The organism is Micromonospora sp. C31, assembly GCF_018070575.1.
Classification (GTDB): domain Bacteria; phylum Actinomycetota; class Actinomycetes; order Mycobacteriales; family Micromonosporaceae; genus Micromonospora.
The window spans coordinates 73,594-99,966 of the sequence record NZ_JAGPXN010000017.1; the positions used below are offsets into that span (position 1 = coordinate 73,594).

General features: G+C 70.9%; 20 protein-coding genes, 3 tRNA genes and 3 pseudogenes. 11 read left to right on the top strand and 15 right to left on the bottom strand.

Annotation, left to right across the window (positions count from 1 at the left end):
- Nucleotides 1–301: 301 nt before the first annotated feature.
- Both KBX06_RS28535 and KBX06_RS28735 read left to right on the top strand, forming a co-directional pair.
- On the top strand, nucleotides 302–892 hold the full coding sequence (locus KBX06_RS28535) for a DUF305 domain-containing protein (protein ID WP_210837816.1): 591 nt from the start codon (nucleotides 302–304) through the stop codon (nucleotides 890–892).
- Between the two features lie 64 nt (nucleotides 893–956).
- Nucleotides 957–1,343, top strand: coding sequence for a hypothetical protein (locus tag KBX06_RS28735; RefSeq protein WP_210837958.1), 387 nt, complete (start codon nucleotides 957–959; stop codon nucleotides 1,341–1,343).
- A 3-nt stretch (nucleotides 1,344–1,346) separates the two neighbouring features.
- Here KBX06_RS28735 and KBX06_RS21235 read toward each other — a convergent pair whose 3' ends face one another.
- The 3 genes from KBX06_RS21235 to KBX06_RS21245 all read right to left on the bottom strand — a co-directional run bounded on the left by KBX06_RS21235 (nucleotide 1,347) and on the right by KBX06_RS21245 (nucleotide 4,503).
- Entirely contained in the window at nucleotides 1,347–2,387 is a 1,041-nt protein-coding gene (locus tag KBX06_RS21235) for a sodium:calcium antiporter (RefSeq protein WP_210837817.1), read from the bottom strand.
- A 521-nt stretch (nucleotides 2,388–2,908) separates the two neighbouring features.
- On the bottom strand, nucleotides 2,909–4,147 hold the full coding sequence (locus tag KBX06_RS21240; RefSeq protein WP_210837820.1) for an RNA polymerase sigma factor: 1,239 nt from the start codon (nucleotides 4,145–4,147) through the stop codon (nucleotides 2,909–2,911).
- Nucleotides 4,144–4,503: a YciI family protein gene (locus KBX06_RS21245; RefSeq protein ID WP_247686394.1), complete on the bottom strand. Its 360-nt coding sequence runs from the start codon at nucleotides 4,501–4,503 to the stop codon at nucleotides 4,144–4,146. The genes KBX06_RS21240 and KBX06_RS21245 overlap by 4 nt, the downstream gene beginning before the upstream one ends.
- Before the next feature lie 125 nt (nucleotides 4,504–4,628).
- Between KBX06_RS21245 and KBX06_RS21250 the strand changes: the two genes are divergently transcribed.
- A complete protein-coding gene (locus KBX06_RS21250; protein ID WP_210837824.1) occupies nucleotides 4,629–5,030 on the top strand; it encodes a DoxX family protein in 402 nt (133 codons plus the stop codon).
- Between the two features lie 14 nt (nucleotides 5,031–5,044).
- Nucleotides 5,045–5,485, top strand: coding sequence for a hypothetical protein (locus KBX06_RS21255; protein WP_210837826.1), 441 nt, complete (start codon nucleotides 5,045–5,047; stop codon nucleotides 5,483–5,485).
- A 120-nt stretch (nucleotides 5,486–5,605) separates the two neighbouring features.
- On the opposite strand, the pseudogene KBX06_RS28740 reads toward KBX06_RS21255, so the two are convergent.
- From KBX06_RS28740 to KBX06_RS21280, 6 genes and pseudogenes are all read right to left on the bottom strand, one after another.
- Nucleotides 5,606–6,193 (bottom strand): annotated as a pseudogene (locus KBX06_RS28740) (helix-turn-helix domain-containing protein); the annotation flags it as partial.
- Between the two features lie 290 nt (nucleotides 6,194–6,483).
- A complete protein-coding gene (locus KBX06_RS21265) occupies nucleotides 6,484–6,843 on the bottom strand; it encodes a hypothetical protein (protein ID WP_210837828.1) in 360 nt (119 codons plus the stop codon).
- 895 nt (nucleotides 6,844–7,738) lie between these two features.
- A pseudogene (locus tag KBX06_RS28745) lies at nucleotides 7,739–8,074 on the bottom strand (DUF6262 family protein); the annotation flags it as partial.
- A gap of 51 nt (nucleotides 8,075–8,125) precedes the next feature.
- Nucleotides 8,126–8,764, bottom strand: a complete 639-nt coding sequence (locus KBX06_RS21270) for a tyrosine-type recombinase/integrase (RefSeq protein WP_210837830.1) — start codon at nucleotides 8,762–8,764, stop codon at nucleotides 8,126–8,128.
- Nucleotides 8,765–9,382: 618 nt separating this feature from the next.
- Nucleotides 9,383–9,455: transfer RNA gene (locus tag KBX06_RS21275), tRNA-Arg, on the bottom strand.
- Between the two features lie 36 nt (nucleotides 9,456–9,491).
- Nucleotides 9,492–9,582: transfer RNA gene (locus tag KBX06_RS21280), tRNA-Ser, on the bottom strand.
- 895 nt (nucleotides 9,583–10,477) lie between these two features.
- On the opposite strand from KBX06_RS21280, the gene KBX06_RS21285 reads away from it, so the two are divergent.
- Nucleotides 10,478–11,290 carry a hypothetical protein gene (locus KBX06_RS21285; protein WP_210837832.1) on the top strand — a complete coding sequence of 271 codons (813 nt, stop codon included), beginning with the start codon at nucleotides 10,478–10,480 and terminating at the stop codon, nucleotides 11,288–11,290.
- A 44-nt stretch (nucleotides 11,291–11,334) separates the two neighbouring features.
- On the opposite strand, the gene KBX06_RS21290 is transcribed toward KBX06_RS21285, so the two are convergent.
- Nucleotides 11,335–12,105, bottom strand: a complete 771-nt coding sequence (locus tag KBX06_RS21290; RefSeq protein ID WP_210837834.1) for a CPBP family intramembrane glutamic endopeptidase — start codon at nucleotides 12,103–12,105, stop codon at nucleotides 11,335–11,337.
- Between the two features lie 192 nt (nucleotides 12,106–12,297).
- On the opposite strand from KBX06_RS21290, the gene KBX06_RS21295 reads away from it, so the two are divergent.
- Nucleotides 12,298–13,416: a globin domain-containing protein gene (locus KBX06_RS21295; RefSeq protein WP_210837836.1), complete on the top strand. Its 1,119-nt coding sequence runs from the start codon at nucleotides 12,298–12,300 to the stop codon at nucleotides 13,414–13,416.
- Nucleotides 13,417–13,581: 165 nt separating this feature from the next.
- Here KBX06_RS21295 and KBX06_RS21300 read toward each other — a convergent pair whose 3' ends face one another.
- On the bottom strand, nucleotides 13,582–15,102 hold the full coding sequence (locus KBX06_RS21300) for a peptide deformylase (protein ID WP_210837936.1): 1,521 nt from the start codon (nucleotides 15,100–15,102) through the stop codon (nucleotides 13,582–13,584).
- A gap of 346 nt (nucleotides 15,103–15,448) precedes the next feature.
- On the opposite strand from KBX06_RS21300, the gene KBX06_RS21305 reads away from it, so the two are divergent.
- Nucleotides 15,449–16,180, top strand: coding sequence for an IucA/IucC family C-terminal-domain containing protein (locus tag KBX06_RS21305; RefSeq protein ID WP_374225665.1), 732 nt, complete (start codon nucleotides 15,449–15,451; stop codon nucleotides 16,178–16,180).
- An 18-nt stretch (nucleotides 16,181–16,198) separates the two neighbouring features.
- Here the strand turns inward: KBX06_RS21305 and KBX06_RS21310 are convergent, their stop codons facing one another.
- Nucleotides 16,199–18,019 (bottom strand): hypothetical protein, encoded by a 1,821-nt coding sequence (locus KBX06_RS21310; protein ID WP_210837837.1) that lies wholly within the window; start codon nucleotides 18,017–18,019, stop codon nucleotides 16,199–16,201.
- Between the two features lie 212 nt (nucleotides 18,020–18,231).
- Between KBX06_RS21310 and KBX06_RS21315 the strand changes: the two genes are divergently transcribed.
- Nucleotides 18,232–18,942 carry a class I SAM-dependent methyltransferase gene (locus tag KBX06_RS21315; protein ID WP_210837839.1) on the top strand — a complete coding sequence of 237 codons (711 nt, stop codon included), beginning with the start codon at nucleotides 18,232–18,234 and terminating at the stop codon, nucleotides 18,940–18,942.
- A gap of 109 nt (nucleotides 18,943–19,051) precedes the next feature.
- On the opposite strand, the gene KBX06_RS21320 is transcribed toward KBX06_RS21315, so the two are convergent.
- Nucleotides 19,052–19,585, bottom strand: a complete 534-nt coding sequence (locus KBX06_RS21320) for a YbhB/YbcL family Raf kinase inhibitor-like protein (RefSeq protein ID WP_210837841.1) — start codon at nucleotides 19,583–19,585, stop codon at nucleotides 19,052–19,054.
- 589 nt (nucleotides 19,586–20,174) lie between these two features.
- Here KBX06_RS21320 and KBX06_RS21325 point away from each other — a divergent pair.
- The 3 genes and pseudogenes from KBX06_RS21325 (at nucleotide 20,175) to KBX06_RS21330 (ending at nucleotide 24,738) form a co-directional block, all read left to right on the top strand.
- Nucleotides 20,175–20,828, top strand: coding sequence for a hypothetical protein (locus KBX06_RS21325; RefSeq protein ID WP_210837844.1), 654 nt, complete (start codon nucleotides 20,175–20,177; stop codon nucleotides 20,826–20,828).
- A gap of 289 nt (nucleotides 20,829–21,117) precedes the next feature.
- A pseudogene (locus KBX06_RS28750) lies at nucleotides 21,118–21,306 on the top strand (helix-turn-helix domain-containing protein); the annotation flags it as partial.
- A gap of 225 nt (nucleotides 21,307–21,531) precedes the next feature.
- Entirely contained in the window at nucleotides 21,532–24,738 is a 3,207-nt protein-coding gene (locus tag KBX06_RS21330) for a tetratricopeptide repeat protein (RefSeq protein ID WP_307854707.1), read from the top strand.
- 95 nt (nucleotides 24,739–24,833) lie between these two features.
- Here the strand turns inward: KBX06_RS21330 and KBX06_RS21335 are convergent.
- Both KBX06_RS21335 and KBX06_RS21340 read right to left on the bottom strand, forming a co-directional pair.
- Nucleotides 24,834–24,920 (bottom strand) — tRNA-Ser (locus KBX06_RS21335).
- Between the two features lie 379 nt (nucleotides 24,921–25,299).
- Nucleotides 25,300–25,938 (bottom strand): ElyC/SanA/YdcF family protein, encoded by a 639-nt coding sequence (locus tag KBX06_RS21340; protein ID WP_307854708.1) that lies wholly within the window; start codon nucleotides 25,936–25,938, stop codon nucleotides 25,300–25,302.
- Nucleotides 25,939–26,373: the final 435 nt, after the last annotated feature.

The following is a 26,373-nucleotide window of genomic DNA, read 5'->3' on the forward strand; positions in this document are numbered from 1 at the left end:
GACCAGGAGCAGCGAACCGCGCCGCCTGACCATCGTCCGGTGCCCCGGTCGGTCCGCCAGCCAGGGAGCGGAGTGCTGTCCGGGGGGACTCGACGGCGAAGCTCACAAGGCATACGGGACCGACCGGCCAGCCCACGAATATGAAGATTCCCTGAACCGTGCGCCGGTGAGCCGGGATGATCGGTTCGTCCGTCAACCGGTGGGTACGGGCGCCCGAGTAGGGCGGAACCGCGGGAAGTTCGCGGCCGCACCCTCGGTCCGCGATGACGAGCGGTCACGGCGAAGGAACGGAGGCTCAAGGGTGCGGGACGAGCGGAACTCGGACGGGGCTGGTCGCGGCAAGGGGCTGTCGCCCGAGATGAAGATGTACCTGCGGTTCGGGGCGATGATCCTGACCGCCATGGTCGTCATGTACGGCGTGATGTACCTGAGTACCTGGCGGTGGAGCGACATCCGCTTCAGCGAGAGCCGCATGTTCATGGCGTTCGCCATGGGCGGCACGATGGGCGTGGTCATGCTCGGCTGGATGCGGAACATGTACCGCAACACCAAGGCGAACCTGGGCATCGTCGCGGCAAGCGTTCTCCTGCTCGGTACGGGTGTGGTCCTCGACCGCAGCCAGGCCACCGTGGACGACAGCGGCTGGATGAACTCCATGATCCCGCACCACTCGATGGCGATCACCCGCTCCGAGCGGGCCAACCTCGACGACGTACGGGTCTGCCAGCTCGCCGTGGAGATCAGCGAGGCGCAGCGGCGAGAGATCTCCGAGATGGAATGGCTCATCGAGGACATCCGGCGCAACGGCGTGGCCGAGACCCCCGAGGAGGCGCAGGCCCGACCCGTCCCCGAGTACGACGCGTCCGCCAGCCGCCAGTGCCCCGCCGGTTGAACACGTCGGGTCACCGGCTTCGGGTCCGGCTCGCGGTGCAAGCACACAGCGCTGACGTAGCGGAGTGTTCCTCGCCCATGCCGGCAACTCCCGCCCGGACGTCCTCGCCGCCGCCGCGCCGGCCCTGGCGTGGAAGCGCCGCAGCTGCGTTGACGGCGCCAAAGGACCACGGCTCTACGACTGGGCCGTGGCCGCCCTGCCCGGCATCGACGACAGCTACGGCCACTGGCTGTTGATCCGCCGCAGCATCACCGACCCCACGGACCTGGCCTACTACCTGCACTTCGGCCCCGCCGAGACGCTCGACGAGGTGCCGGAGGAGAGCCCGAAGACCGACCGGGTGCTGTTCTCGCCGGACGGGGACCCGCACCACACCGTGGCGCAGGCATCCCAGCCGGACGAGCACCTGAAGCCGACCGTCACGCGCGACGGACCCCTCACCGGAGGATGACCTTCAGCCGGGCCGGACCAGCAGCAGGACGACGGTGGCCAGGTAGATGAGCGGGATGGCGGCTCCCTCGAAGCCGATTCCCCGACGTTCCCGGATGATCAGCCCGGCGGCCAGTGTGGCGGTCATCAGCGTGGTCATGCCGGTGAACAGCAGTCCCGACAGGTTCGCCTCGGAGTAGATCGATCCAGGTCGGTACGCGGCATCGGCGAGGAAGATCATCAAAGCGTCGAAGGCGTTGCCGCCGAGGATGTTGCCGATCCCGAGAGTCAGCGCCCCGATGCGGACCGCCGCGATGAGGGTGATCAACTCCGGTAGGGAGGTGATCGCCGTGGTGAGCGTGAAGCCCACGAAACCGCTGGGCAGACCCGAGGCGGCCACCACGCCGAGCCCGCCCTGACCGATGAGAAGACCGGTGGCGGCCACCACGGCCGCCAGCGCGGCCAGTCGGAACCACAACCGGCGGACGCTCACCCCGGACGTCGCGGCGGCCGGCACGTCCTGACGGGTGTCGCTGGTGCGACGGGCGAACCACATCGGTTCCCGGCGAAGCCGGCGGAGCAGCACCAGACCGTACAGATAGATGACGGGGATCAGCAGGCTCGCGGGGTGCACCCAAAGAATGGTGAGCTCAGGCGTCGCGTACGCCACGACGGGCAGGCAGAGCAGCGCCACCAGGACGAGCGACTGCAGGACGTTCTCCAGGGACGCCGCCGCGTGCTCGATGTTCGACCGTCGGTAGAGCAGATCGGCGATGGCCAACCACACCGTCTGCACCGCGATGCCACCGATCGGGTTGGCGAGGGCGAACTCGGCGTCCTGCCGTACCGAACCAATGACCGTGGTGGCGATGCCGGGCAGCGACGTCACCGCGCCGAGCAGCAGGGCGCCGGCCACCGCCTCACCCATGCCGGTCCGGTCCGCCAGTTCGTCCGCCGTACGGGCCAACGCCCCACCGGCGAGCAGGATCGCCACCAGCGCGGCGAGCAGCGCGATCACGCTGGGTACGAGTGGCCAGGTGCCGGTGATCACAAGGGATCCCCCCATGCATCGTCGGTGGGCAGAGCGCATCGTCTCCGCTCGTACCCAGCTGGCGGGGTCTTGAGCCGGGCATCGTGTCTCACCTGCGCGAAAGCCCAGCGGACTCGTCCGCCGCCACTCTCCGGCATCGGCGGGTGGTATCGCAGCCGAATCGGGGACGTCACCGCCCTGTCGGTGTACCGGGGCGGGGTCGCCAAGGGCCGGCGGCGTTAACCGCTCAGGCGCTGGCCCGTGCAGGCTGAGAAGCTGCGCGGGCCCTCCCCGCATGCGCGGGGGTCTTCCGGTGTCGGCGAACGTCGACACGACCTGACCGCCGTCGTCCCCGCACGCGGGGGTCTTCCCTCGCACCGCCGGCGGCTGCGCCCGCCCTGTTCGCGTCGTTCCCGAACGCGGGCCGACGTATCAGGCGATGCTGGAAGTCGGCCACGCTGTCAAGACAGCCCTCGTGGCCCGGTACCTGCGCGACCGGGGCGAGATCCACGACGGTCTGAACGTGGCCGAGGGCTGGAACGGCGGCAACCAGGTGCTCATCCGCCTGGCATGCCGTCCGCGAGCCCGGCCTGGCGCAGGAGGTAGTCGCGTTCTGGCACGCTCGCCGTCCGCTCGGCCGCGGCGCGGTACTGGGCGACGGCACCGTCGGGGTCACCGGCCCGGTGCAGCAGGTGCGCGCGCACGGCGGCCACACGGTGGTTGCCGGTCATCCGCGGGTCGGCGTCCACAGTGTCGAGCAGCGCCAGACCGGCCTCCGGTCCGTGCACCATCGCGGTCGCGACGGCCCGGTTCAGCGTCACCACCGGGTTGTCGTCGAGCCGCTGGAGCAGCTCGTACAGGCCGAGGATGTGCGGCCAGTCGGTGTCCTCGGCCCGCGCCGCCTGGCTGTGCGCGGCGGCGATCGCCGCCTGGATCTGGTACGGACCCGGCCGGCGGCGGGCCAGGGCGGCGGTGAGCAGCGTGACGCCCTCGTGGACGGCGCGCCGGTCCCACCGGCTGCGGTCCTGATCGGCCAGCGGCACCAGCTCGCCGCCGGGCCCGGTGCGCGCCGCCCGCCGGGCGTGGGTGAGCAGGAGCAGGGCGAGCAGGCCGGCGGCCTCGGCGTCGTCCGGGCGGGCCCGGTGCAGCGTACGAGCGAGCCGGATCGCCTCGGCCGCCAGATCGGTCCGCTGCAGTGCCGCGCCGGAGGTCGCCGTGTGCCCCTCGTTGAAGATCAGGTAGAGCACGTGCAGAACGGCCCGCAGCCGGTCGTCGTGGTCCTCGGCGGTGGGCGGCTCGAACCGGGCGCCGGCGTCCTTGATCCGATGCTTGGCCCGGCTGATCCGCTGCGCCAGCGTGGCCTCCGGCACCAGCAGCGCGCGGGCGATCTCCGCAGTGGTCAGCCCGCCCACGGCCCGCAGCGTCAGCGCGATCTGCGAGGCCGGGGTCAGCGCCGGATGGCAGCACAGGACAAGCAGGGTGAGGGTGTCGTCGGACGGCGTCCCGTCGGCGTCGGCAGCCGGCGCCGACCAGTCCGCCGACGGCACCTGCGCCGCCATCGTCGCCTCCCGCCGCAGCCGGGACTGCTCGCTGCGCAGCTGGTCGATCAAGCGCCGCGAGGCGACCCGGATCAGCCAGGCCCGCGGGTTGTCCGGCACACCCTCGACCGGCCACTGCGTCGCGGCCGCCACCAGCGCCTCTTGGGTGGCGTCCTCAGCCTCGTCGAAATGCCCGTACCGGCGCGTCAACGCCGCCAGCACCGGGGGTGCCAGCTCCCGCAGCAGGTCGGCGGTCATTCGGCCACGGGCCGGATCTCCACACGGGTGGCGACCGCGGCGGCGAACCGGGCGGCCAGCTCCAGCGCCCGCTCGTGATCGGCCACGTCGAAGATCGCGAACCCGGCGAGGACCTCCTTGGTCTCGGCGTACGGGCCGTCGGAGACCACCGGCGTGCCGTCGCGCAGCTCGACCGTCTGCGCGCGGGCCGGCTCGGTCAGCCCGAACCCGCTGACCAGCTCGCCGGTGGCGGTCAGCTCCCGCTGCAGCGCCTGCATGGCGGCGAAGTGTGCGGTGATCTCCTCGGGTGTCATCGCATCCGGCCCGGAGCCGGTCAGCGCGTCCCAGTCCGACGGGCCGCCGTAGGTCATGACCATGTACTTCACGCCTCCCAGGATGGCAGCGGAGAGGTTTCTGGAAAATCCTCGGCCGGTGTGTCGAGGACCGACAGGCCGCTCCGACGTCCCGGGCACAACACCGACGAGCCGCCGAGGAGAGCCCGATGACCCCCACCGCCACCACTACCGTCACCCGCCCGACCGCCCTGCGCCGCACCGGATCCGTGGTCCGCTGGGCGCTGCAGGCCGGCCTCGCCGTGCAGTTCGCCGTCGGCGGCGCGCTCAAGCTGATCGGCGACGCACAGATGGTCGACCTGTTCGCCGACATCGGCGCCGGGCAGTGGCTGCGCTACCTGGTCGGCGTCTGCGAGCTGGCCGGCGCCCTCGGCCTGCTGGTACCCCGGCTGACCGCGGCGGCCGTGCTCGGTCTCACCGCGCTGATGACCGGAGCGGTCATCACCAACCTGCTGATCGGCATCAGCCCCGCGCTGCCCGCCGCGTTCCTGCTGACCGCCGCGGTCATCGCCCACATCCGCCGCGCCGAGCTGCGCCGCTTCGTCCGCTGAGAGGACGTCCCACCATGAACGACGAGATCCTGGACGGCGCGCCGTCGTCGAACAGCCCGCACCCGTCCCTGCGAACCCTCGACGTGCTGGTCGGCACCTGGCACGTGTCCGGACCCGGCCACCACGGCACCGTGACCTACGGATGGATGCCCGGCAGCCACTTCCTGATCCAGCACATCGACCTGGTCCAGGACGACAGTCCCACCCGCGGCATCGAGTACATCGGCCACGACGCCGACACCGGCACGCTGAAGTCGCACTACTTCAGCCACACCGGCGACATCCTGGAGTACGTGTACGAGATCAGCGGCCGCGAGTTCACCATCTGGTACGGCGAACCCGGTTCCCCGGCCCGCTACCGCGCGACCTTCGACGAGCACTTCACCAACGCCACCGGGGCATGGGCCTGGCCCGGCGGCGGCTACGAATCGGCCATCACCCGCGTCCGGTCCTGAACCGGCGGCCCGGCTCAACGCCCCCCGGTGGGCATTGAGCCGGGCCGCCTGGGGCATGAGGTGGTCGCGTTCGGCGAGGGCCGGCGCCTGGTGGGCGATCGTGGTCGAGACGAGGAACTGGAACCTGGCCAGGTTCGGCAGGCGGCCCCCGTCGCCGATTATCGGTGAGTAGAAGGCGCGGCCGAGCGTGTTGGTGGCGAGCAGGTTCTGCTGCGGGTCCCGGACGAACGCGACGCCGTCGGTGATCGCCTCCATCGCCCACCGCAGGCTCAGGCGTGCGGCGGCCTTGCCGGCAGCGCCAGCGGTGGCGGTACGGCGGCGGGGCCGCCCGGAGGTCGGGATGCCGTCGGCGGCGCGGGCGAGGTCGAACAGGTGGGCGCGTTCGGTGTCGTCGAGGTGCAGTGCGTGGACCAGGGCCTCCAGGACGCTGGACGACGCGCCGGCGATCTGGCCGCGTTCGAGCCGGGCGTAGTACTCGACGCTGAGCCCGGCGAGAGCGGCCACCTCAATGGGAACAGTCCTGCCCCCGACTGGGCGAACGTGGCCACGGCACCTGGTACTTCCACTGCTCAGCGACGAACCTGCTCGGTCGCTCCGAGCGGGTCCGCCGCGGCGGTTACCCGTCGCAGGCCGCCGCCCGCCACGCTCGCGACGAATGGCTGACCACGACCGAGGCGGACCGGACGGCACAGGGCTGGACCGTCGCACGGTGGCTGCGGCACTGGCTCGACAACCGCACAAAGATCCGACCGACCACGCGCTTTCACTACACCCGCGACGTCGACACCGTCCTCATTCCCCTTATGTGGAGCTCGTCCTGACGCCGCGCGAGAGACCTCGCCGTTCACGTCGTGGACATGTCCACGGCGTGGTTCGGCGCCCCTGAACCGAACTCGAAGGCGCTTGAGACCCGGTGTCGCTGGTTGTCCAGCGCGCTCGGTCCATCGGTCTCAAGGGTTGGCTGGTCGGCCACTGGCCGGTCAGTGCCGGGAAAGGGTTCAGATGGTCGTAAGCGGCTTCACAAGCACGTTCACTTGGAGTGCATCAGCGGGGAACCGGGCCAGGTAGTGCGCCAGCCGCGAGGGCAGGTGAAGCAGCGTCACCGCTGCCTGCAGCTGATTACTGGGGCTGATCGTGTTTCCCGAGGACAGCAGAAGTCCTTCGTCGATGAAGGTGTGAATCTCGTCGAGATACTGCCGACTCCATTTGCTCTCGACGACGCTGAGGGTATTCCCGTAGTGGGGCGTTAGCGCGGCTTCAATCGCAGCAACATCAGTCGTAAGCGCCACACGATTTCCCGTCCGCTCATCGGTCCACGCATCGAGGAGGGGTCCATTCTCTATCAGACTTTGCTCCACCACTGGTCGACGGGCAGCGATAGTTGATCTTGCATTTCCGTAACGAGTCGACATGGATAGGACTCGACTAGATGCGCCCCCCTCTGGTCCTGGCCGAAGAGTCAGGCCGCGCGGTGACTCAATGTCGAGTTGTAGGCCTCGCAGAACGCCGGTGGCGATCACCCGTCGTCCAACGAAATCCGTGAGGCCGATGCTCGGAGTTTTGATCCGTATTGGCACGGCAAGCGTCGCGGCCACGTTCGTTCTATTCGAGGTGATGACGGAGCCATCGTCGGCAACGATGAGTGGGCGGTCCCTGATGTGCGCGAGCACGCCTTCGGCTTGGGCGGGTTGCCCCTCGTCCACGACGAGGGGCAACCACGGTGCGTCATCTGGTCCCGGCGCGTGATTCTGCGACACGCGTCAGCATAGCGTGCGAGTGGGCTGGACGACGGGCCGAACGGCCGGGACCGATCGGGCAGCGAACGCGTCGGCGTTGACCATCAGGATCCAGCGGTAGACGGGGCAGGGCGGTATCCCGATCCAATGCGGTCGCAGCGAAGGTCACTGAGTTTGAGGTCGAATGTCGCGGAAATGTACTGGCGGCGCCTCTCGCAGTTGGCGAGGCTGGTTATCTGATTACCGTCCCAGGGGACCCAGGTAACCAAGGCCACTTGCGGCGTCGCGGCCGGTTGCGAAAAGTCGGATGTCCGCTCCACAGCGGAGGCGTGCGGGCTTGACCCGAATACGACGGCGATAGTGAGGCTTGCGGCGAGCACGAGGGCCCGAATTCGTGGCACGATTTCCCCTAACGCGATTCGTGGTTTTGGGTGATCTCCTGCCGGCAGACGCTCATGCTATCGAGTGGCACTCAACTTCGATGCCCCTAAACATGATCAGCGCAGTCAAATCGCTTTCAAGTCACCCTGAAACGCGGGGCGTGAGCAGTTTCGAGCCGGTGAGTCAGCTCGGCGTTGTCAGCGCGCAGTTGCTTGATGCGGACGAGGGCGGTGTCGAGTCGGCGTCGTAGCGAGGCGACGGTGGCTGGCTGTGGGCCAGTGCGGTCGGTGGCGGGTTGGCGTTGCTGAAGTTGCGGGATCGCAGCCATGAGGTCGGGTTGGGTGTAGAGCCAGGATCGGGACACGCCAGCGGTGTGGGCGAGACCGCCGACGCTGGTCGGGTGTCCGGTGCGGGCGGCGGTGGCCAGGGCCTGCTCGGCGCGGGTGCGGGCCTGCTCGACGCGGCGGTGGGTGGCTGCGACGAGGGCGGCGGTGGGTGGCTTGCGACGAGGGCGGCGATGTTGTCAGCTGGCGGCATCGCGGTCCTCCACGGTGCCGCCGACAACGACCTGTCCGGGGCCGGAGGTCTCAAGGGCGGTGATGATGGCGTCGAGTCTGCCGAGGGTGCGGCGGTTGCGTTCGGCGATGCGGGACAGGCCCGCGGCTTGGGCGTCGTCGATGAGCTTGTCGGTGTCGTCGCGTTGGCGGCGGTGCTGGTCGAGGAAGTCGGCGGTGGTGATGAAATCGGCAGTCCAGGCACGGGTTGGCGTACTCGCAGTCTGTCTGCACGGAGCGCCGCAGTAGCCGTTCGGGAGGGCAACCTTCGCGCGGACCAAGCTCAGGCGCGTCCAAGCCGCGCTTGCGAGGGGATGGTCGGCGGGGATGGCCGCGGTGTGGCCGTCGGCGTTGACCTTGACGGCCTTCTCCCAATGGGCGCGGACGGTGCTGTTGTGCAGGCGGGCGTAGACGGCGGTCATCTGCGGTGACATGTGGTCGAGTAGTTGCTGCACGATGTGCTGGGGGACGTCGGCGTTGATCAGTCGGGTGCCGAGGGTGTGGCGGAACTGGTGGGCGGTGATCCGGGCGGGTCGGCGGTGTTCGTCGACGAGGCGGATGCGTCGTAGCCAGGTGTCGAGGTGGTCGCGGAAGGAGATGTCGGGCATCGGCCGCGCCCCGTCGAGGTTGACCTTCAGCGCGGGAAACAGCCACCGGCAGCCATCGGGGAAGAGGCGTTACGAACTGAATTTTGGTTCACCTCCCACACTCCGAGCAACACGCTCCTGCCGGCCGCGTGCTGCAGTGCGAAGTTGGTCCGCCAGGGCACACCGATCAAGTCCTTCGCCTGCGACGGCGCGGACGCCACCGGCCCCGGGTCCGCGCAGCGCCGGTCGTAAGGGCGGAAATCAGGTGCGTGGACCACACGACCGTCACCGCCGATAATTGCCTGGATGACATCCCGAACCCTGCGCGCCACCCTGCCCAGCCCAGGTCAACGGCGACCGATCGACCCGACACCCACCTCCGGAAACAAGATCCACACGATCGGCCACACTGGAAGATCGCTGACCCTGACGCACCAACGCCCCGACCATGATCCAGACCAGCCGACATCCAAAAGCCCTGGTCAAGACCAACCAGCACGAACCCCCGCCGAACCAGCACACCGACAACGGAGCACCATCGGAGCACCCGGTTCCAAATCCTGGGAAGATTCGTCCCAACCCACGAAAGCGATCAAGGCCGTGACCCGCGTTTCCGCTGGTCACGGCCTTGATCTTTTGTGCGCCCGAAGGGACTCGAACCCCTAACCTTCTGATCCGTAGTCAGATGCTCTATCCATTGAGCTACGGGCGCTCGGTGCTTGGCCAGTCTACACACCCGGCTTTCGCGCGGAGACTCCGGGATTCGAACCCGGGAGGGGCTTTAAGACCCCAACCGCATTAGCAGTGCGGCGCCATAGACCAGACTAGGCGAAGTCTCCCTGGTGGCCCTGCAGACCACCGCGCCCGAGGATACAGGGCACCACCCTTCGGGAGCAAAGCGACTTACCCCGGGCCCGCCCTCCACCTGCGTGCCGAGCTGTCCCCGGCGGGGCCGGCACTCGTCCCGGCCTCGTCTTTCACTGCTGTGCGCTGGCGTGATCGGGACTACGCTCCATCGATATGCAGGAGCAACCGCCGCGTGAGCCGACCCGCCGAGAGCCTGCTGAGGAAGCGCGCCGGCGCTCCCCGAAGGCGACCTTCAGCCCGCCGCCCGCCCCGCCCGAGCAAGCCGGGCGGGAGGATTCCGGGAAGCATCCCCGGCGGGCGAAGCCGGCGCCCGCGGTGCTCTTCCAGCCACCCGCGGCCGATCCGCCGCTGCCGCGCCAGGCCGACCACTCGACCGCGTCGGCGCCACGTGAGCGGGACGGCCAGGCGGAGGACACCGCCGCGAGTGACGTCCCACACACCATTGCCGACGCGACCGGGGGCCAGCCGACGTTCGAATCCGCCGCGCCGGAAGGCGGGGTGGGTGGCGTAAGCGAGCCGAGCGACCCGCCCGCCCCGGCTGCCGGCGGGAACACCACCCCCGCGCGCAGGGCCCCGGCCGCGCGGAAGGCGCTCACGCGCCCACCGGCCGCCCCCGATACGGAAAGCTCCGGCGGGCCGGGCACGGAAACCTCCGCCGGGCCAGGCAAGACCTCCGCCGAGCCGGGCACGGAAACCTCCGGCGCGAAGGCCGCCGCTCCGCGCAAGGCGCCCACGAAGAGGGCGCCCACGAAGAGGGCGTCCGCGAAGAAAGCGTCCGCGAAGAAGGCCGCCCCGACCCCGAGGACCGAACCCACCCGTGAGGTCACGCCCGCGGCGAAGACCACGCCAGCCGGGAAGACCACGCCCGTGGCCAAGACCACACCCGCAGCGAAGACCGCGTCCGCCCGGAGGGCCACGCCCGCGAAGAAGACCGCCCCGGCCCAGGCGGCGACCCCGGCCCAGGCGGCGACCCGGACGGCGGCGACCCACGCGGCAGCCACCAACGCCGACGTCGAGGCGGCGAGCGCACCGCTGGCGCGTACGCCGGAGACGGTCCTTCGGCTGGCTGCCGCGCGGGTGCTGGAGCATCCCGGATTCGCGCCGGAGCTGCTGGCCCTGGCCGCCGTCGAGGCGGTCGGGCCGCGCGCCCGCGACTGGGCGCAGGGGATGCGGCAGGCGTACCCCGGTGCGCGCGCCGACGGTCTGGCACGGCTCGCGACGCGGCGGTTCGTCCGGCAGGCCGGGGCGGGCGGGGCGGCCGCCGCCTTGGCGGGGCTCTTCGCGCCGGTGGCCGAACTGGCGGCCGTGCTGTGGGCGCAGGCCAACCTGGTGCTGCACCTGGCGGCGGCGTACGACCGCGACCCGGCGCATCCGGACCGGGCCGTGGAGCTGCTGGTGCTGACCCGCGTGCACCCGGACGCCGGGAGCGCCCGGGCCGCGCTGGCGGCGGCCCGGGCGGCGGACGCGCCTGACGAGGCGGGCTGGCCCCGGGCGGCGGAGGCGGCGTGGCGGCTGGCGGCGCCGCTGGCCGCCCAGGCGAGCGGTTGGTTGGCGCTGCGGCTGGCGTCCCGGCTGCTGCCCGGCGCGGCGGTGCTGGCGGCGGCGGCCGGCGACTCGGCGGCGGCCGAGCGGCTCGCCGCCCGTGCGGTCACCGCCTACCGGCGGTCGCCGACCGGCTGAGCGGTGGTCGGCGGCGGCCCCTCAGCTCGGAGCCGGTAGAAAGCTCAGAGCCAGTCGAACCACTCCCTCGGCAGCATGGCGTAGCCGACGAAGGCGACGACGTCGAGCAGGGTGTGCGCGACGACCAGCGGCATGACCCGGCGGGTGCGCAGGTAGAAGAGGCTGAACACGACGCCCATCACCACGTTGCCGAGGAAGGCCCCGAAGCCCTGGTAGAGGTGGTAGGAGCCGCGCAGCAGGGCGCTCGTGGCGACGATCGCGACGATCCGCCACTGGAGCTGACGCAGCCGCGTGACCAGATAGCCGACGACGATCACCTCCTCCAGCACCGAGTTCTGCACGGCGGCGAGGATCAGCACCGGCACCGTCCACCAGAGTTCGGGCAGCGCGGCCGGCACGAGCGTGGCGTTGACACCGAGCTGGGCCGCCGCCCAGAACAGCGCCAGGCCGGGCAGTCCGATCAGCGCGGCCAGGCCGGCGCCGCGGGCCAGGTCCGGACCGGGCCGGCGGGCGTCCAGGCCGAGCGTCCGGGCCGGGTCGCCCGGGTCCCGCGCCAGCAGGTGTACGGCGAGCAGCACCGGCAGCAGCGCGAAGACGATCCCGAGCAGCTGGTACGTGAGGTCCAGCCACGGCCGGGGTGACGCCGAGGTGTTGAGCGCGGCGGTCTGCCTCGACAGCGGCCCGTCGGCGGTCAGCTTCGCGATGATCGACACCGTCGCGTAGACGGCGGACTGGCCGAGCGAGAGGCCGAGCACGAGCAGCGTCTCCGTGCCGAGCATCCGGCGGGTCGCCGGGCGTTGCAGCTCAACGGTCACCGCACCACTCTGCCCGACGCCGGCGGTCGCCGACACGCGGCTGCGGCACCACCGTGCGCCCCGGTGACGGGCGGACACCGCACCGCCCGAACGAGCCTCACGAGCCGGTCGCACATTCTGTGCGACCGGTCGGCACGCTCCGTGGACATTCTATGGGTGCCCGATCCGCCGTCAGGAGAAGGAGCGCGCCCCGTGGACGACTTCGCACGGCTGCTGAAGGAGAGCTGGACCCTGGTCGAAGAGCACCGGGAGCGGCTGAGCGGTCACTTCTACGCCCGGCTCTTCCTCCTCGACCCCGAGCTGCGCAAGCTCTTCCCGGTGGAGATGACCGGGCAGGGCGACCGGATCCTGGAGGCGATCGTCACCGCCGCCCAGACGGTCGGCGACCCGGAGAGCTTCGACGAGTACCTGCGCTCGCTGGGCCGGGACCACCGCAAGTACCACGTCGAGGCGGCGCACTACGGGACCATGGGCGTCGCGCTGCTGGACGCGCTGCGCAGCATCGCCGGCGACGGCTGGAACCTGGAGTACGACCAGGCGTGGCGGGACGCGTACGCGGCCATCACGGAGAAGATGCTGGCCGGCGCGGCGGCTGACGACAATCCGCCGTTCTGGCACGCGGAGGTGCTGACCCACGAGCGGTACGGCAGGGACACGGCCGTGCTGACCTGCCGGGCGTTGCAGCATCCGCTGTCGTGGCGGGCCGGGCAGTACGTGAGCCTGGAGGTGCCCCGCCACCTTCCCCGGGTGTGGCGCACCTACTCGGTGGCGAACGCCCCGAACGACGACAACGTGCTGGAGTTCCACGTCCGTACGCCCTCGGGCGCCGGCTGGGTGTCCGGGGCGCTGGTCCGTCGGGTGCGGCCGGGCGACCTGCTCCGGGTGGCCGCGCCGATGGGGTCGATGACCCTGGACCGGTCCTCGGAGCGGGACATCCTCTGCGTGGCGGGTGGCGTCGGGCTGGCTCCGGTCAAGGCGCTGGTCGAGGAGTTGGCCAGCTTCAACCGGACCCGCTGGGTGCACGTCTTCTACGGCGCCCGTACGGCGGCGGACCTGTACGGCCTGGCCGGGCTCCAGGAGCTGGTGGCCGCGCACCCGTGGTTGTCGGTCACGCCGGCGTGCAGCGAGGATCCCGACTTCGACGGCGAGCTGGGTGACGTCTCCGACGTGGTCAGCCGGTACGGCCCGTGGACGGCGCACGACTGCTTCGTCTCCGGTTCCGCCCGCATGGTCCGGGCGACCCTCCGGGTCCTCGCCGAGGACGGCGTCCCGCCGGAGAGCACCCGCTACGACACGTTCGGCAACCTCTAGAAGCGTTCCTCCCCCCATACCGGGGCGCGTGCTCCTGCCCCCTGGGGCACGCGCCCCGGTCCCCCCAACGGGCGGACGGCACCGCCCCGCACGACCACGTCCGCCCGGCCGTCCCTTCCCCTCCGCGCGGACGTGGTCGTGCCGCCGGGGCGAGGTGTGCGCAGGTCAGTAGCGCCAGGGCCGGCCGGTCTCGCGGTATTCCTCGACCGGGACCAGCGGCACGCCGGGCGCCATCCGGTCGACGTAGAGGCGCCCCTCCAGGTGGTCGATCTCGTGGGCGACGAGGCGGGCCATGCCGAACTCGAACGAGGTGATGATCCGGCTGCCGTCGTACTGGGCGTGTTCCACGTCGAGTCGGAGGGGGCGGGGCACCAGGCCGCGGTGGTCGAAGAAGGAGAGGCATCCCTCGTACTGCTCGTCGCTGTCGGGGGAGGCGTCGACGACGCGGGGGTTGAGCAGCACGACGGGTTCGGCCGACCGGTCGGGGGGCCGGACCACCGCCACCGCCCGGTCGAGGCCGAGCTGCGGGGCGGCGATGCCCACCCCCTTGCCGAACGGGTGCAGCTCGTCGAGGCGGACCAGGGTCGCCGCGAGGCGGTCGGCCACGTCCCGGGCCGCCTGCGCCTCGCGGGGCAGGTCGAACGGGCGCGCCGGCTGGCGTAGCAGGTCGTCGCCGCGCTGCACGATGCCGATGCCGCGCATCCGGTCGCTCGGCCGGACCCGCTCGGCCGCCTCCTCCGGCTCGACCTCCGGCCGGTTGCGGAACCGCCACTGCAACCGGTACCGCGCGTTGAGCGGGGGGTCCTCGGTCGCCCAGTCGAAGATCATCCGGTCGGCGTCCTCCTGCCTCGTCACCGGCGTGCGCAGCGGGCCCTCCTCCGCCGAGAGCGAGGTCTCCGCGCCCCAGACCTGCGGGTCGAGGGCCGCCGGAAGATCCAGGCGTACGGCCATCTGCCGGGTGGGCAGCCGGACCGCGCGCTGGAACCAGGGGCCCCACTTGTCGTGCCCGACGCAGTACGCGTACTCGATGGTGGCCCGGTCCCCGGGATAGAGGGGGAAGCGCCGGTCGGCGTTCTCGAAGAGCAGCCACAGCTCCTTGAAGGCGTCCCGGTCGTGCTTGGCCCGCCAGTGCATCGCCTCCCGCTCGTCCCCGTCCTCCCGGTACGCCCGCAGCCGCAGCTCGGCGAAGGTCAGCGGGTGTTCCCGGTGGTGCAGGTTGGAGCGCCCGGGGTCGTTGGGGTAGCGGTCGACGGCGACCCGCACCAGGTAGCGGGTGACCGGCTCGGTGCCGGCGTTGTAGAGCTCGCGCCGGATGACGCAGCGGTAGGCGTCGTCCAGGTGGGTGAGGGTGGCCAGTTCGCGCTCGACGATCAGGCCCGTGCCGGGCGGCATCCACTGCCCGGGTACGGGTGGGTCCCGGTGCGCCCGCTCGGCCCGGGCGTGGCGCAGCTCGTCGTACTCCTTGAAGCGCTGCCAGATGGCGCCGCTGGCCTCCAGCACGGCCTCGGCACGGCGCGCGAAGTCCTCGGTGGGGCGGTGCCGCCGCCCTTCGACGTGGCTGACGTACGACGGGTCGAAGCGCATCAGGGTGGCGAGCTGTTTCTTGGACAGCCCCCGCCCCGTGCGGTGCCGGGCGACCTCGGCGGCGAAGGAGTCGGCAGCCCGATCGAGCGGTGAGGTCATCAGCTTCCTCGTGGCCGGGAGTATCAGTTTCACGTTCTGTGGCGACGCACACACGGAACTGGCACCTTGCCGACACGAATATTGACAAAGAGCGATGAATGTCGATACTGGGGCGGGCGTTTCCCGCCCCGGGCGCGGGGTAGTACGCCGGCAGGGGGCGGAGTGAGCGACCCCTCCCGATCCGGCAGAGGTGAGGCTTCCCTTATCCCACGAACTGTGGTTAGGCTAGCCTTACCAGTGGCGGGCGTGCAGCCCGGCGACGGCGACGACGGGGCGGGTGAGTCCAGTGACAGCGGTACTGCCGGAACGAGACGTCGCCGCCGCGCCGCTGGCCCCGGTCACCGCCGCCATGCGCGCGATGTTCGGCACCGACCACGTGCCCGGTCTCGCGCCCGGTCTGCTGGTGCACGACGAGTTCGGCTGGCGTCCGGCGACCACGCTGGTCGACGGCACCCTCCTGCCGGATTTCCTGCGTTCGGCCAGCTCGCGCTGGGGCGGCACCCCGCACGCGTGCGCCGCGCTGGCCTGGAAGTCGTACAGCTACTGGGCGGCGCTGCCCGCCGTGCTCGGCTGGGCCTCGGCCCGCCGGGTTCCGCTGCTGGACCCGGCCGACGTGCTGATCCACTTCGAGGACCACCGGCCGCTGCTCACCATGGGCCTGCGCCGCTCGACCACGGTCGCGGTGCTGCCGAGCGACCCGCTGGCGCTCGCCGGGCTGCCCGAGGTGCGGGTCGTCGCGGACGAGGCGGAACTGCTCCGGGCGCTCCGGGCCTCGCTGCTCGACGCCCACCTGGCCCCGATGGTGGCCGCGATCCAGGCCGAGGTCCGGATCGGCGCGCGCACCCTGCTCGGGTCGGTGGCCTCGGGCATCGCCCACGGCATCCTCCGGGCCGCCGACGGCCTGCCCGGCTCGTCGGTCGAGACGATCGAGACGCTGCTCGGCGCGCTCGACCTCGCCGACCTGGTGGAGCTGGTCCCGGGCGCGAACGGCGAGCCGACCGTGCAGCGGCGCACCTGCTGCCTCGCGTTCACCCTCCCCAAGCCCAAGGTCTGCCAGGGCTGCTGCGTCCGCCAGGCCTGACGAGCCGGCCGGCCGCCGTCAGTCGGTGAGCGGGCGGACGTCCCAGAGCCAGACCCCTCCGGTGTACGTGGGGCGGATGCCGGTCAGCTCGGTCATGCCCCGGCGCAGCGCGTCGGCCTGCCGGTGCGGCCCGAGCACGACCGCGCCCGCCCGCCAGTACCGCAGGTCACCGACCGCGTCGACCCGCGCCTGCGGGGTGATCGGCGGCACCGCGCCGGTCTGCCGGATCTCGGCGAAGAACTCGCTGGTGGGGCGGGGCGGCGCGGAGAACAGGGCCACCCGGTCGCGACCAGGGCGGGTGTCCGGGCCGAGGAAGTAGCCGCGGGCGATGGGCATGTCCAGCCCGGTCCGCGCCGACCAGCGCAGCGGATCGGCGTAGTGGGTGTCGGGAAGCGGCAGGGTCACGATGCTGCGCCCGCCGTCGACGTACGGCCGCCAGGCGCCCGACGTGACGAAGGCGGGCACGTCGTCCAGCCGGGTGGTGGGCAGCGGGGTCGGCAGGATCGGCAGCAGGGCCATCGCCAGCACCGTGGCGGTGGCGAAGCGGAGCTGCGGGCGCGCCCGCGGGTGCCGGGCGGCCAGGACGCGCACGTGCTCCGCACCGTAGGCGAGCAGCACCCCGACGATCGGGGTGATCGCCAGCGCCCACCGGGTCGGCACCACCGAGTGCAGGACGGGCAGGTTCTCCAGCGCCGCCCACGGGCCGGGTATCCCGGTCCCCCTGCCGTTGAGCAGCACCTCCCGCCCGAGGGAGAGCAGGCCGAAGAGGAGCGCGAGGACGGCGAGGCCGCGTACGACGACGTCGTGGCGCAGCCACCAGACCAGGGCGACGACGAGCACCACCAGCGGCCAGCCGAAGAAGGCGTTCTCCTCGGTGGGGTTCCTGGCCAGCCCCTGGGCGCTGCGGGCGTCGCCGGCCAGGGATTCCCGCGAGTACGCCACGAACGACGCGAGGTCCGTCGAGTAGCCCCGGATCAGCCGGGACAGCCCGTTGTAGGCCCCCGGGCCGAAGAACTGGACGTACAGCGGGTACGCGAGCACCACCAGCGCCACGGCGGCGGCCACCGCCAGCCCCGCGAGGAACGGCCGGGTCCGGCGGCGCAGCTCGGGTCGGCCGAGGGCGAGCGCCCCGACCACCACGCCCAGCCCGATGGCGGTCATCAGCAGCACCTCGAGGTTGAGGAACGCCTGCCACACGATGACCAGCGCGAGCAGCAGCCCGTTGCGCAGCCAGCGGCCCGGCTCGGCGAGCCGCAGGGTGCGCCAGACGATCAGGGGCACCACGTACTGCGAGACGATGTTGGGGTGCGCGTTGGCGTGCGAGACCATCGCCGGGGCGTACGCGCAGAAGGCGGCGCCGAGCCAGGCCGGCCCGCGGCTGCCGACGACCACCCGGGACAGCAGGAAGTACCAGGCCGTCGCCGTGGCGATCATGCCGAGCGTGAGAAAGAGCAGAAACGAGGCGCGGGTACCGAGCAGGAGTGTGACGGGCGTCATTGGCAAAGATACGGATAATACGGACGTATTTGCCATCAAATTGACGGTCTCCGGCACGTTCATCCGGTCGGACGTGAATGGATCAACAAAATCGGTCACCACGCGCGCGCCGTGCGCCATCATCCACTCGAACTGCGACTGATCCGTACGGTTGTCCCGGATGCCGTGCGACGGGCGCAGCCAGAGCCGGGCGGTCACCCACAGGCCCAGCACGACGAAACTCGCCACCGCGACGACGTCCGTCCACCACCCCTGCCAGGCCCGTACGCCCCGGTCGGACCCGCCCGCCGCAGCCCCAGGCCCCGACCTACCAGCGGGGAGGCCCGATTCAGGAGTAGTCATGACGATTCGTACAGTAGTCAGGCGATGGCGTCGCCGTGGCATGTTTCGGGGTACTGGCGTACTATGTGCCGGGTTCGCCGACCGCCGATCACGCGCCCACCCCCGACCGCATTTCGGCCACCACCGGTGCCCCGATTCTTCTGCCGCCAGCGCGGATGATTCACTCTGTCGGTCCAGGCGCGGGTCGAGTTCATATCGTGAGGAATCGACGCATGGTAGAAATCACTGGGGATCAACGCGTGCAGTCCGAGGTCCTGGAGGGCCTGGCGACGGCGGTCAACCATCGTCGCTGGTTCGTCGAGCTGGCCCTGCCGTACCTCGGTGACAACCCGATCGAGATCGGCAGCGGGCTCGGCGACTACGCGCTGGAGTGGGCGGAGCACCTGCCCCGCTTCACCGCCACCGAGGCCGACCCGGACCGGCTCGTCTCGCTCAAGGAGCGCCTGGCCGACCAGCCCCGCATCGAGGTCCGGCAGATGCTGCTGCCGCACTCCGACCGGGGCGACTACAGCGCCGCCGTGTCGTACAACGTGCTGGAGCACATCGAGGACCACGTGGGCGCGCTGAGCAGCATGCGCGACCTGGTCCGGCCCGGCGGCAACGTCATCATCATCGTGCCGGCGTTCCAGTTCGCGATGAGCCCGGCGGACGTCGCCACCGGCCACGTACGCCGCTACACGAAGAAGACCCTGGCCGCCGCGATGACCGACGCCGGCCTGACGGTGGAGAAGATCCACTACGCGAACGCGCTCGGCCTGATCGGCTACTTCATGGCGACCAAGGTCTTCCGGCTGATGCCGAAGGAGGGCCCGATGGTCAAGGTCTACGACACCCTCGTGCTCCCCGTCACCAAGGCGGCGGAGCAGCGCGTCCTGCCCCCGTTCGGGCAGTCCGTCTTCGCGGTGGCCCGCGTCCCCGCCTGATCCTCTCCTCCCGTTCCGCGATCTTGCACTTCGGCACCCGCCTGCGGCTTTCGGCTCCTCCGCCGGGGCGACGAGTGCAAGATCGCGGAGCGGTCGACCGGGGTCCGGGTCAGTCCTTGACCTGGTAGCTGGGGCGGATCACGGCCCGGGCCAGGGTGTGGAAGGCCAGGTTGAAGCCGACGTAGGCGGGGGTCGCGTCGGGGGTGACGTCGAGGCGCTCCACGTCCAGGGCGTGCACCGCGAAGACGTAGCGGTGCGGCCGGTCACCCGCCGGCGGGGCGGCGCCGCCGTAGCCCTGCTCGCCGTAGTCGTTGCGGACCGTGAACGCGCCACCGAGGTCGTCCCCGCCCGCGCCGCGCGGCAGCCGCGTCACGCCGGCCGGCAGGTTGACCAGCACCCAGTGCCAGAACCCGCTGCCCGTCGGCGCGTCCGGGTCGAAGCACGTCACCACGAAACCCTTCGTCCCGGCCGGGAAGCCGGACCAGGCGAGCTGCGGCGAGACGTTGTCGCCCCCGACGCTGCCGTGGGCGTACGCGGCGTCCATCGGCTCGCCGTTCTGCACGTCCTCACTGGTCAGGGTGAACGACGGAACGGTCGGCAGCAGGTCGTACGGGTCCGGTGCGATCGGTCGTTCCAGGGTCATCGGGGCGGGTCCTTCCGGTGCGCGGTTGTTCCTCCACCCCTTCTTACCCCGTCGGCGCCCACGATCGAACCGGAAGCGCCGGACGTCCCTTCCGGTATGGACGTGGTCGGGCAGGTGCGCGCAGGTGAGCATGGAACGCAGTGCTGTTGTCGTAGGACCCCGCCCCGGCGGCCCAGCCGTGCGGGAGCCGCTGCGTTGGGCGCCGGAAACTGCCGGTCCACCGCAGGAGCCAGGAACCGGCTCCTTCTGAGCTGGCACTTCCGCTGGTGACGCCTGCCCTCCGGTGCCAGCCGGCGTACAGCGATTCGCAACTGTCTGTCAGTAGCTTGAGCTCCAGACCCAGCAGTCGAGTCCGGCGCGGCCCGGGACATTGGAGGCATCGAAGCTAATCCCTGTCACTTGTTTCAGGATGTCCGAGCACCGCAGGTGGACGACGGGCGGCGCGCTGCTCTGGGCTGCCGCGTGTCCACCTGCTTCATGAACGGTGACGGCACGGCTTCAGCAACCGCTGCGTGTGCACCAGGCAGGCCGAGGCGCTCTGAGCGGACCTCGCCTGACACCAACTTACAATCGATGATACGGAGGAGCGATGCAATTCCTTTCTTCGCTGAAGAGAGCCAGCGCGGCATTTCTGCTCATGATCGGCGCGACCGTCGCCGTCATCTTCTCCTCGGCAGCGCCCGCCCAGGCCAACGGGTGGATCTGCTCCGCAGTGCCACCGGGCTACATCGTCACCGCGCAGGCGTTGGACGGCCGCTGTGGTACAGGTGTGGTGGCTCAGTACATCGAGCCAGCCCGTAGCGACGTGTGGATCTGCAGCGGCGTCCCCGCGGGATACGTCGCCACCGCGATGAAAACCGGAAGTCCGTGCGTTGCCAACATCGTGCCCCGGTACATCCAGACGCCTCGTAACGGCCAGTGGATCTGCGACGGTGTCCCCGCCGGGTACGTCGCCACCGCCATGAAGACCGGCAGTCCGTGTATCTACAACGTGGTCGGCCAGTACATCGAGACGCCTCGTGCCGGCCAGTGGATCTGCGACGGTGTCCCCGCCGGGTACGTCTCCACCGCGATGAAGACCGGCAGTCCGTGTGTCTACAACGTGGTCGGCCAGTACATCGAGACGCCTCGCAGCGGCCAGTGGATCTGCAGCACCGTTCCGCCCGGCTTCGTCGTCACCGCCACGAGGACCGGCAGTCCGTGCATCTACAACGTGGTCGCCCGGCAGATTCAGCAGATCTGACCTCCTGACCGCTCCGCTTCGAGCCCGGGGGGACTGGTCGCAGCGCTGTGACCGGTCTTCCCGGTTAGCGGCCGGTGTGACTGGGCCCCGGGTGGTGGTCGGGTCATCGGCGCTTTCGCCCTGCACCGGCCAGGCTGATCTCCCGCTCCCGCCGCCCACTCGGCACGCGGTCAGCACCGCTCGGTGGACGCCTACCGCTCATCCGGCAGGCCGGACGTCAGGTGCCGGGGTGGGAGGTCCCGCAAGAATCGACCCGTATCGCTGGTGCCGCTGATGGTCAACCGGCAGGATGACAGAGCCGGTTGAGGGACACCGGGCGGGCGTCGGAGGGTCGGTCTTCGTGGTGCAACCCGAGCAGCAGATCGGCGCCGTGCTGCGTTTCCATCGACTGAGGGCGGGCTTCACCCAGCAGGAGCTGGCCCACGCGTCCGGTGTGAGCGTACGCAGCCTGCGTGACCTGGAGAACGACCGAGTCCGCCGTCCGCACCGGCGTTCTGTCGAGCGGCTCACCGCGGCTCTGCGGCTGACACAGCCGGAACAACAGCAGATCCTCGATGCCGCCGCTGCCGCGCATCACCCGGAAGGGCATCTTCGGGTCGCTGTGCTCGGGACGCTGGAGGTGCGACTTGGCCAGGCCGTCCTCAATCTGGGCTCGCGGCATCAACGGTGTCTGCTGGCTCTGCTGGCGCTACAGAACGGCCGGGTGGTCTCCCAGCGGGAGATCGTCGACGTGCTGTGGCAGCAGGAACCTCCGGCCACGTCGAGCAACCTCGTCCACGTCTATGTCAGTCGGCTTCGACGCACGCTGACGGCTGGAACGACGGTCCACGACTGTCAGCGGGAGACCACCCCTGTGCCGCTGGTGGAGCGGACCGGCGGTGGCTACCGGCTCACGCTCACCGGCCGGGGACTGGACCTCGCCGCTTTCGACGACCTGGTCTCCGCAGCCGAGCAGGCGCGGGCCAGGCAGCACCTGGCCCAGTGCTCCGAGGCCGCGGATCTGCTGGCACGGGCGTTACGGTGCTGGCGGGGGCCGGTCCTCGGCCGCGCCGAGCCGCGTCTGGCTGATCATCCGGCGGCGGTGATGGTGTCGAACCGGCGGGTCGAGGCCGCGTTGACCTTCGCCGATCTCGCCATGCCGGTGGGACGCCACGACGAGGTGGTGACCCTGCTGCGGCCGGTGGCGCTCGACGAACCCTTGCAGGAGGGCGTGCACGCGCGGCTGATGCTGGCACTGGCCGCCGGCGGACAACAGGCGGAGGCCCTCGCGGTGTTCGACGCGATCGGCCGGCGCCTGGCTGAAGAGCTGGGCATCGATCCCAGTCAGGAGTTGTCGGAAGCCCGGCTCACCGTTCTGCGGGGTAGGCACAGCGCGACACCGGTGACCGAGGCGGTCGCCGCGACCGGCAGCCGGTCGCCGGCGGCGGACGGGTTTCCGCAAGCACCGCAGCCGGCCCAACTGCCCGCCGACATCGCCACCTTCACCGGACGCGAAGAACACCTGCGCCGACTGGACGGCCTCATCTCCGACGCCGCCCGACCGGGCGGCTCCGCAGTGGTCAACCTGTGCGTGCTCACCGGGATGGCCGGGGTGGGCAAGACAGCACTGGCCGTGCACTGGGCGCACCGGGTCCGCCACCGGTTCCCGGACGGGCAGCTCTTCGTCGACCTACGAGGCTTCTCGTCGTCGGCGGCCGCCCGGCCCGTCGACGTCCTGGCCCGCTTCCTGCGCGCGCTCAGTGTCCCTGCCAACCAGGTCCCGGTCGAGTTGGACGAGGCAGCCGCGCTCTTCCGCAGTCTGACGGCGGACCGGGCCCTCCTCGTCGTCCTGGACAATGCCGGAGACGCTGAGCAGGTACGCCCCCTGCTGCCCGGCGGGCCGCGCTGCCTGGCGTTGGTGACCAGCCGTGACCGACTGGGGGGACTCGCCGTTCATCAGGGGGCACCACGGCTGTCGCTCGACGTGCTGTCGCCCGACGACGCGCTCGTCCTGCTCACCCGCAGCATCGGCGCGGACCGCGTCGCCGCCGAACCGGCGGCCACCGTCGCCCTGGCTCAGGCGTGCGCGTCGCTGCCCCTGGCGTTGCAGGTCGCCGCCGCGAACGTCACCGACCGCGTCGGCTCCACCATCGCCGACTACGTGGCCGACCTGTCGGCGGCGAACCGCCTGGCGGTGCTGCAGATCGATGGGGACAGCCAGGTGGCCGTCCGTGCGGCGTTCGACCTGTCCTACACCCACCTGCCGCCTGACGCACAGCGCCTGTTCCGGTTGATCGGCCTGGCACCCGGGGACGACGTGACCGCCGAGACGAGCGCGGCGCTCGGCGGTGTCCCGCCGGAGCAGGCCAGACGGTCGCTGGACGAGCTGACCCGCGCCCACCTGCTGCGCCACCACGCCCCTGGCCGGTACGCCATGCACGACCTGCTGCGGTTGTACGCCGCGGACCGGGCGGCGCGGGAGGACGGCGACACCGGGTGCCGGGGTGCGCTGGCGGCACTCTACGACCATCATCTCCGGACGGTCGACGAAGCTGCGGCCGTTCTCTACCCGACCATGCTGCGCCTCCCTCGTGGCGACACCCCGTACGCAGCTCCGGAGGCGTCGCACTTTCCCGACGCGGCGGCGGCGACTGCCTGGCTCGATACCGAACGGGCCAATCTGATCGCGCTGATCCGGACGGCGGCTGAGCAGGGGCCACGGCCGCTCGCGTGGCGGCTCGGTGACGCCCTGCGCGGGTACTTCTTCCTGGGCGTGGACCCGGTCGGCTGGCTCACCGTCGCCCATGCCGCCCTGGCCGCGGCCGAAGCGGAGGGCGACGCCCAGGCGCAGGCGGCGGCTCACCTCAACATCATGGGTGGCCTCATCCGCCAGAGCCGTCCGACCCAGGCCCGCCTGCACGCCCAACGGATGCTCCTGCTGGCACGCCAGGCGCACTGGACGGACGGCGAGGCCGCAGCACAGGGCAGCCTTGGCGAACTGCACCAGATGCAGGGCCGCCCGCACGAGGCCGCCGAGCACTACTCGCAGGCGTTGGCCCTGTTCCGGCGCACCGGTCGGTTGGGCGGCCTGTCCATCAACCTGAACAACCTCGGCGTCGTGTACTGGCACGTCGGCCGGCTGAGCGAGGCGGCCGAGCTGTTCCGGGAATCAATCGAACTCGAACGTGAGCTGCACTCACGCATGGGTGAGGCTGCCTCGCTGACGAACCTGGGCGAGGTGCAGCACCTCCTCGGCCACCTGCACGTGGCGCTCGACGACCTGACGAGGGCCGTGGCGATCTGCCAGGAGACCGTCTACCGGTCCTGCGAGGCCGAGGCCCTGCGCTGTCTCGCTGCGGTGTGTCGGGACCTGGGCGACGTGCCGCGAGCGCTGGAGCACGCCGAGGCGGCCCTGACGGTTGCCCGTGGCATCGGCTACCGCACCAGCGAGGTGGACGCCCTCAACGTCCTCGGCGCCCTGCACCGGGACGGGCACGACCTGCTGAAGGCTCGCGAGCGGCATGGAGAAGCGCTACGCCTGTCCCGTGACGCCAACCACCGGTACGGCGAGGGACAGGCGCTCGTCGGACTTGCCAGGGTGCACACCCAGCTCGGTGAGCCCGGATCGGCACTGCCACTGGCCTGTCGGGCTCTGGGGCTGGCCGACCGCCTGCACTACCGGGTCCTGCACGCCGCGGCCGCGACCGCTGTGGCCGAGGCCAATCTCGGATTGGGCCGACACCAGGAGGCCCTCCACCACGCCGAGGAAGCCCTGACCATCCAACGCGAGATCGGATACCGATGGGCGCAGAACGAAGTCCATCTTCTGATCGCCAAACTCTGTGACTTGGCGGGCCGCCGCGCTACGGCCCGCGACCATCGCCGCCAGGCACACGCCCTCGCCGCGGCTGTGGCCGCCTCCGCCTCGTAGCAAGCCTCACACCGCCATCTTTGATCCCGGGGCCGTCCGGGACCGGTCGCGGTGGCCGCGATCTTGGCGAACGCGGCGTTGTCGCTGTTCATCGGCGGAGGGTGTGGGATTCGAACCCACGAAGACATCGCTGCCTTACCGGTTTTCAAGACCAGCGCCATCGGCCACTAGGCGAACCCTCCCGGGCCGCGCCCCCGTGGGGTGCGCGACCGTGCCTAGTCTGCCACGGACCCGCTGCGGGCGAGCGGGCACCGCACCCGCGCTGAGAGGGTGGTTCGGGAGGCTATGTCCGATGTAGGTTTGGCGGTTCGTTAGAGGCCCGGGTGGTGGGGGTTACGGGGACGTCGTCGGCGGGGCGAGGGTGAACAAGCCGGCTTCGGGTTTCCGGTACGAGGAACGTCAGCTACTCACCGTGCTCGAGACACTCTCGCTGGATGCGCCACCCGAGGAGGTCCTGGGCCCTCTGTGAGCATCCCGGGCCGTGGCGAACGGGTTCCGGGCCTGACCGACCATGTCGACCCAGCACCGTCCCCACCGGAAGCCGATCGGTCGGCGCGGCGTTCACCGGCGCAGGGCGTCTTCGATGCCGGTCTCGGGGCGACCCAGGTGGGCGGGGTCGCGACCCCACAGCACGTCCCACGCGGCCTTCACGCTGGCGGCGTGCTCCCGGCTGGAGCTGATCCGCCAGATCCGCTCGTACTGTCGGGCCGTCTCGTCGCCGACGCCGGTGGCGTCGATGCCAAGCTGTCGGCAGACGGTGACGGCGCGGGGCAGGTGGAAGCTCTGGGTCACCACCGTCGCCCGGTCGACGCCGAAGATGCGCTTGGCACGGGCACACGAGTCGTAGGTGTCGAAGCCGGCGTGGTCCCGCACCACCTTGTCGGCGGGTACCCCCTGCTCGATGAGCCAGCGCCGCATGGCACCCGGTTCGTCGTACTCGGCCGTCATGTTGTCGCCGGTCACCAGGATGGCGCTCACCTTGCCGGTGGTGAACAGCCGGTGCGCGACCTCCAGCCGGCCGAGGAGGAACGGCGACGGCGTCCCGTCGGGTAGGACGCGGGTGCCGAGCACCAGCGCGACCGGCGCCTCCGGGACGGCCGCCTCGGTGAAGAGGTGTCCCTCGGCCCCGTGGCGGGCCCAGGCCACGCTCGCGGTGATTCCGGCGGTGAGCAGCACCGCGCCGCTCACGGCCGCGATCACCGCGCGCCGCCACCACCGCACCTTCGACCCCGATGGCGTACGCCGAACGCCCGGCCACAAGCCTCGTCCCCGCATGTCAGCAAGTATGCCCCGCAGGCACGACTGAGCGATCTTGCTGCTGTCGCGCCTGCCATATGCCGATCAGAGCCATGGGTCGGTGGGAGGTAGCCGGCCGACGCGGCGCAGATGCGGCTGCCTCGACTGCTGGAAAAGCTGCCGGTTTGCCAGCAGGAGGCAGTGCCCGACCCTCGCTGACCTGGTCTTTCGGTGAAAGATGCTCGCTCTGCCGGTGTCAGCCGGGGTACACCGTTTCGCAACTGCTGGTGAGTAGCTTGATCCCAGATCCAGCAGTCGACCTCGGTGCGGTCCGGGTATTGGAGGCAGCAACGCGAACTTCGTAACTGTTCACGCGGTGTCCGAGTTGGCGCCGGGAGA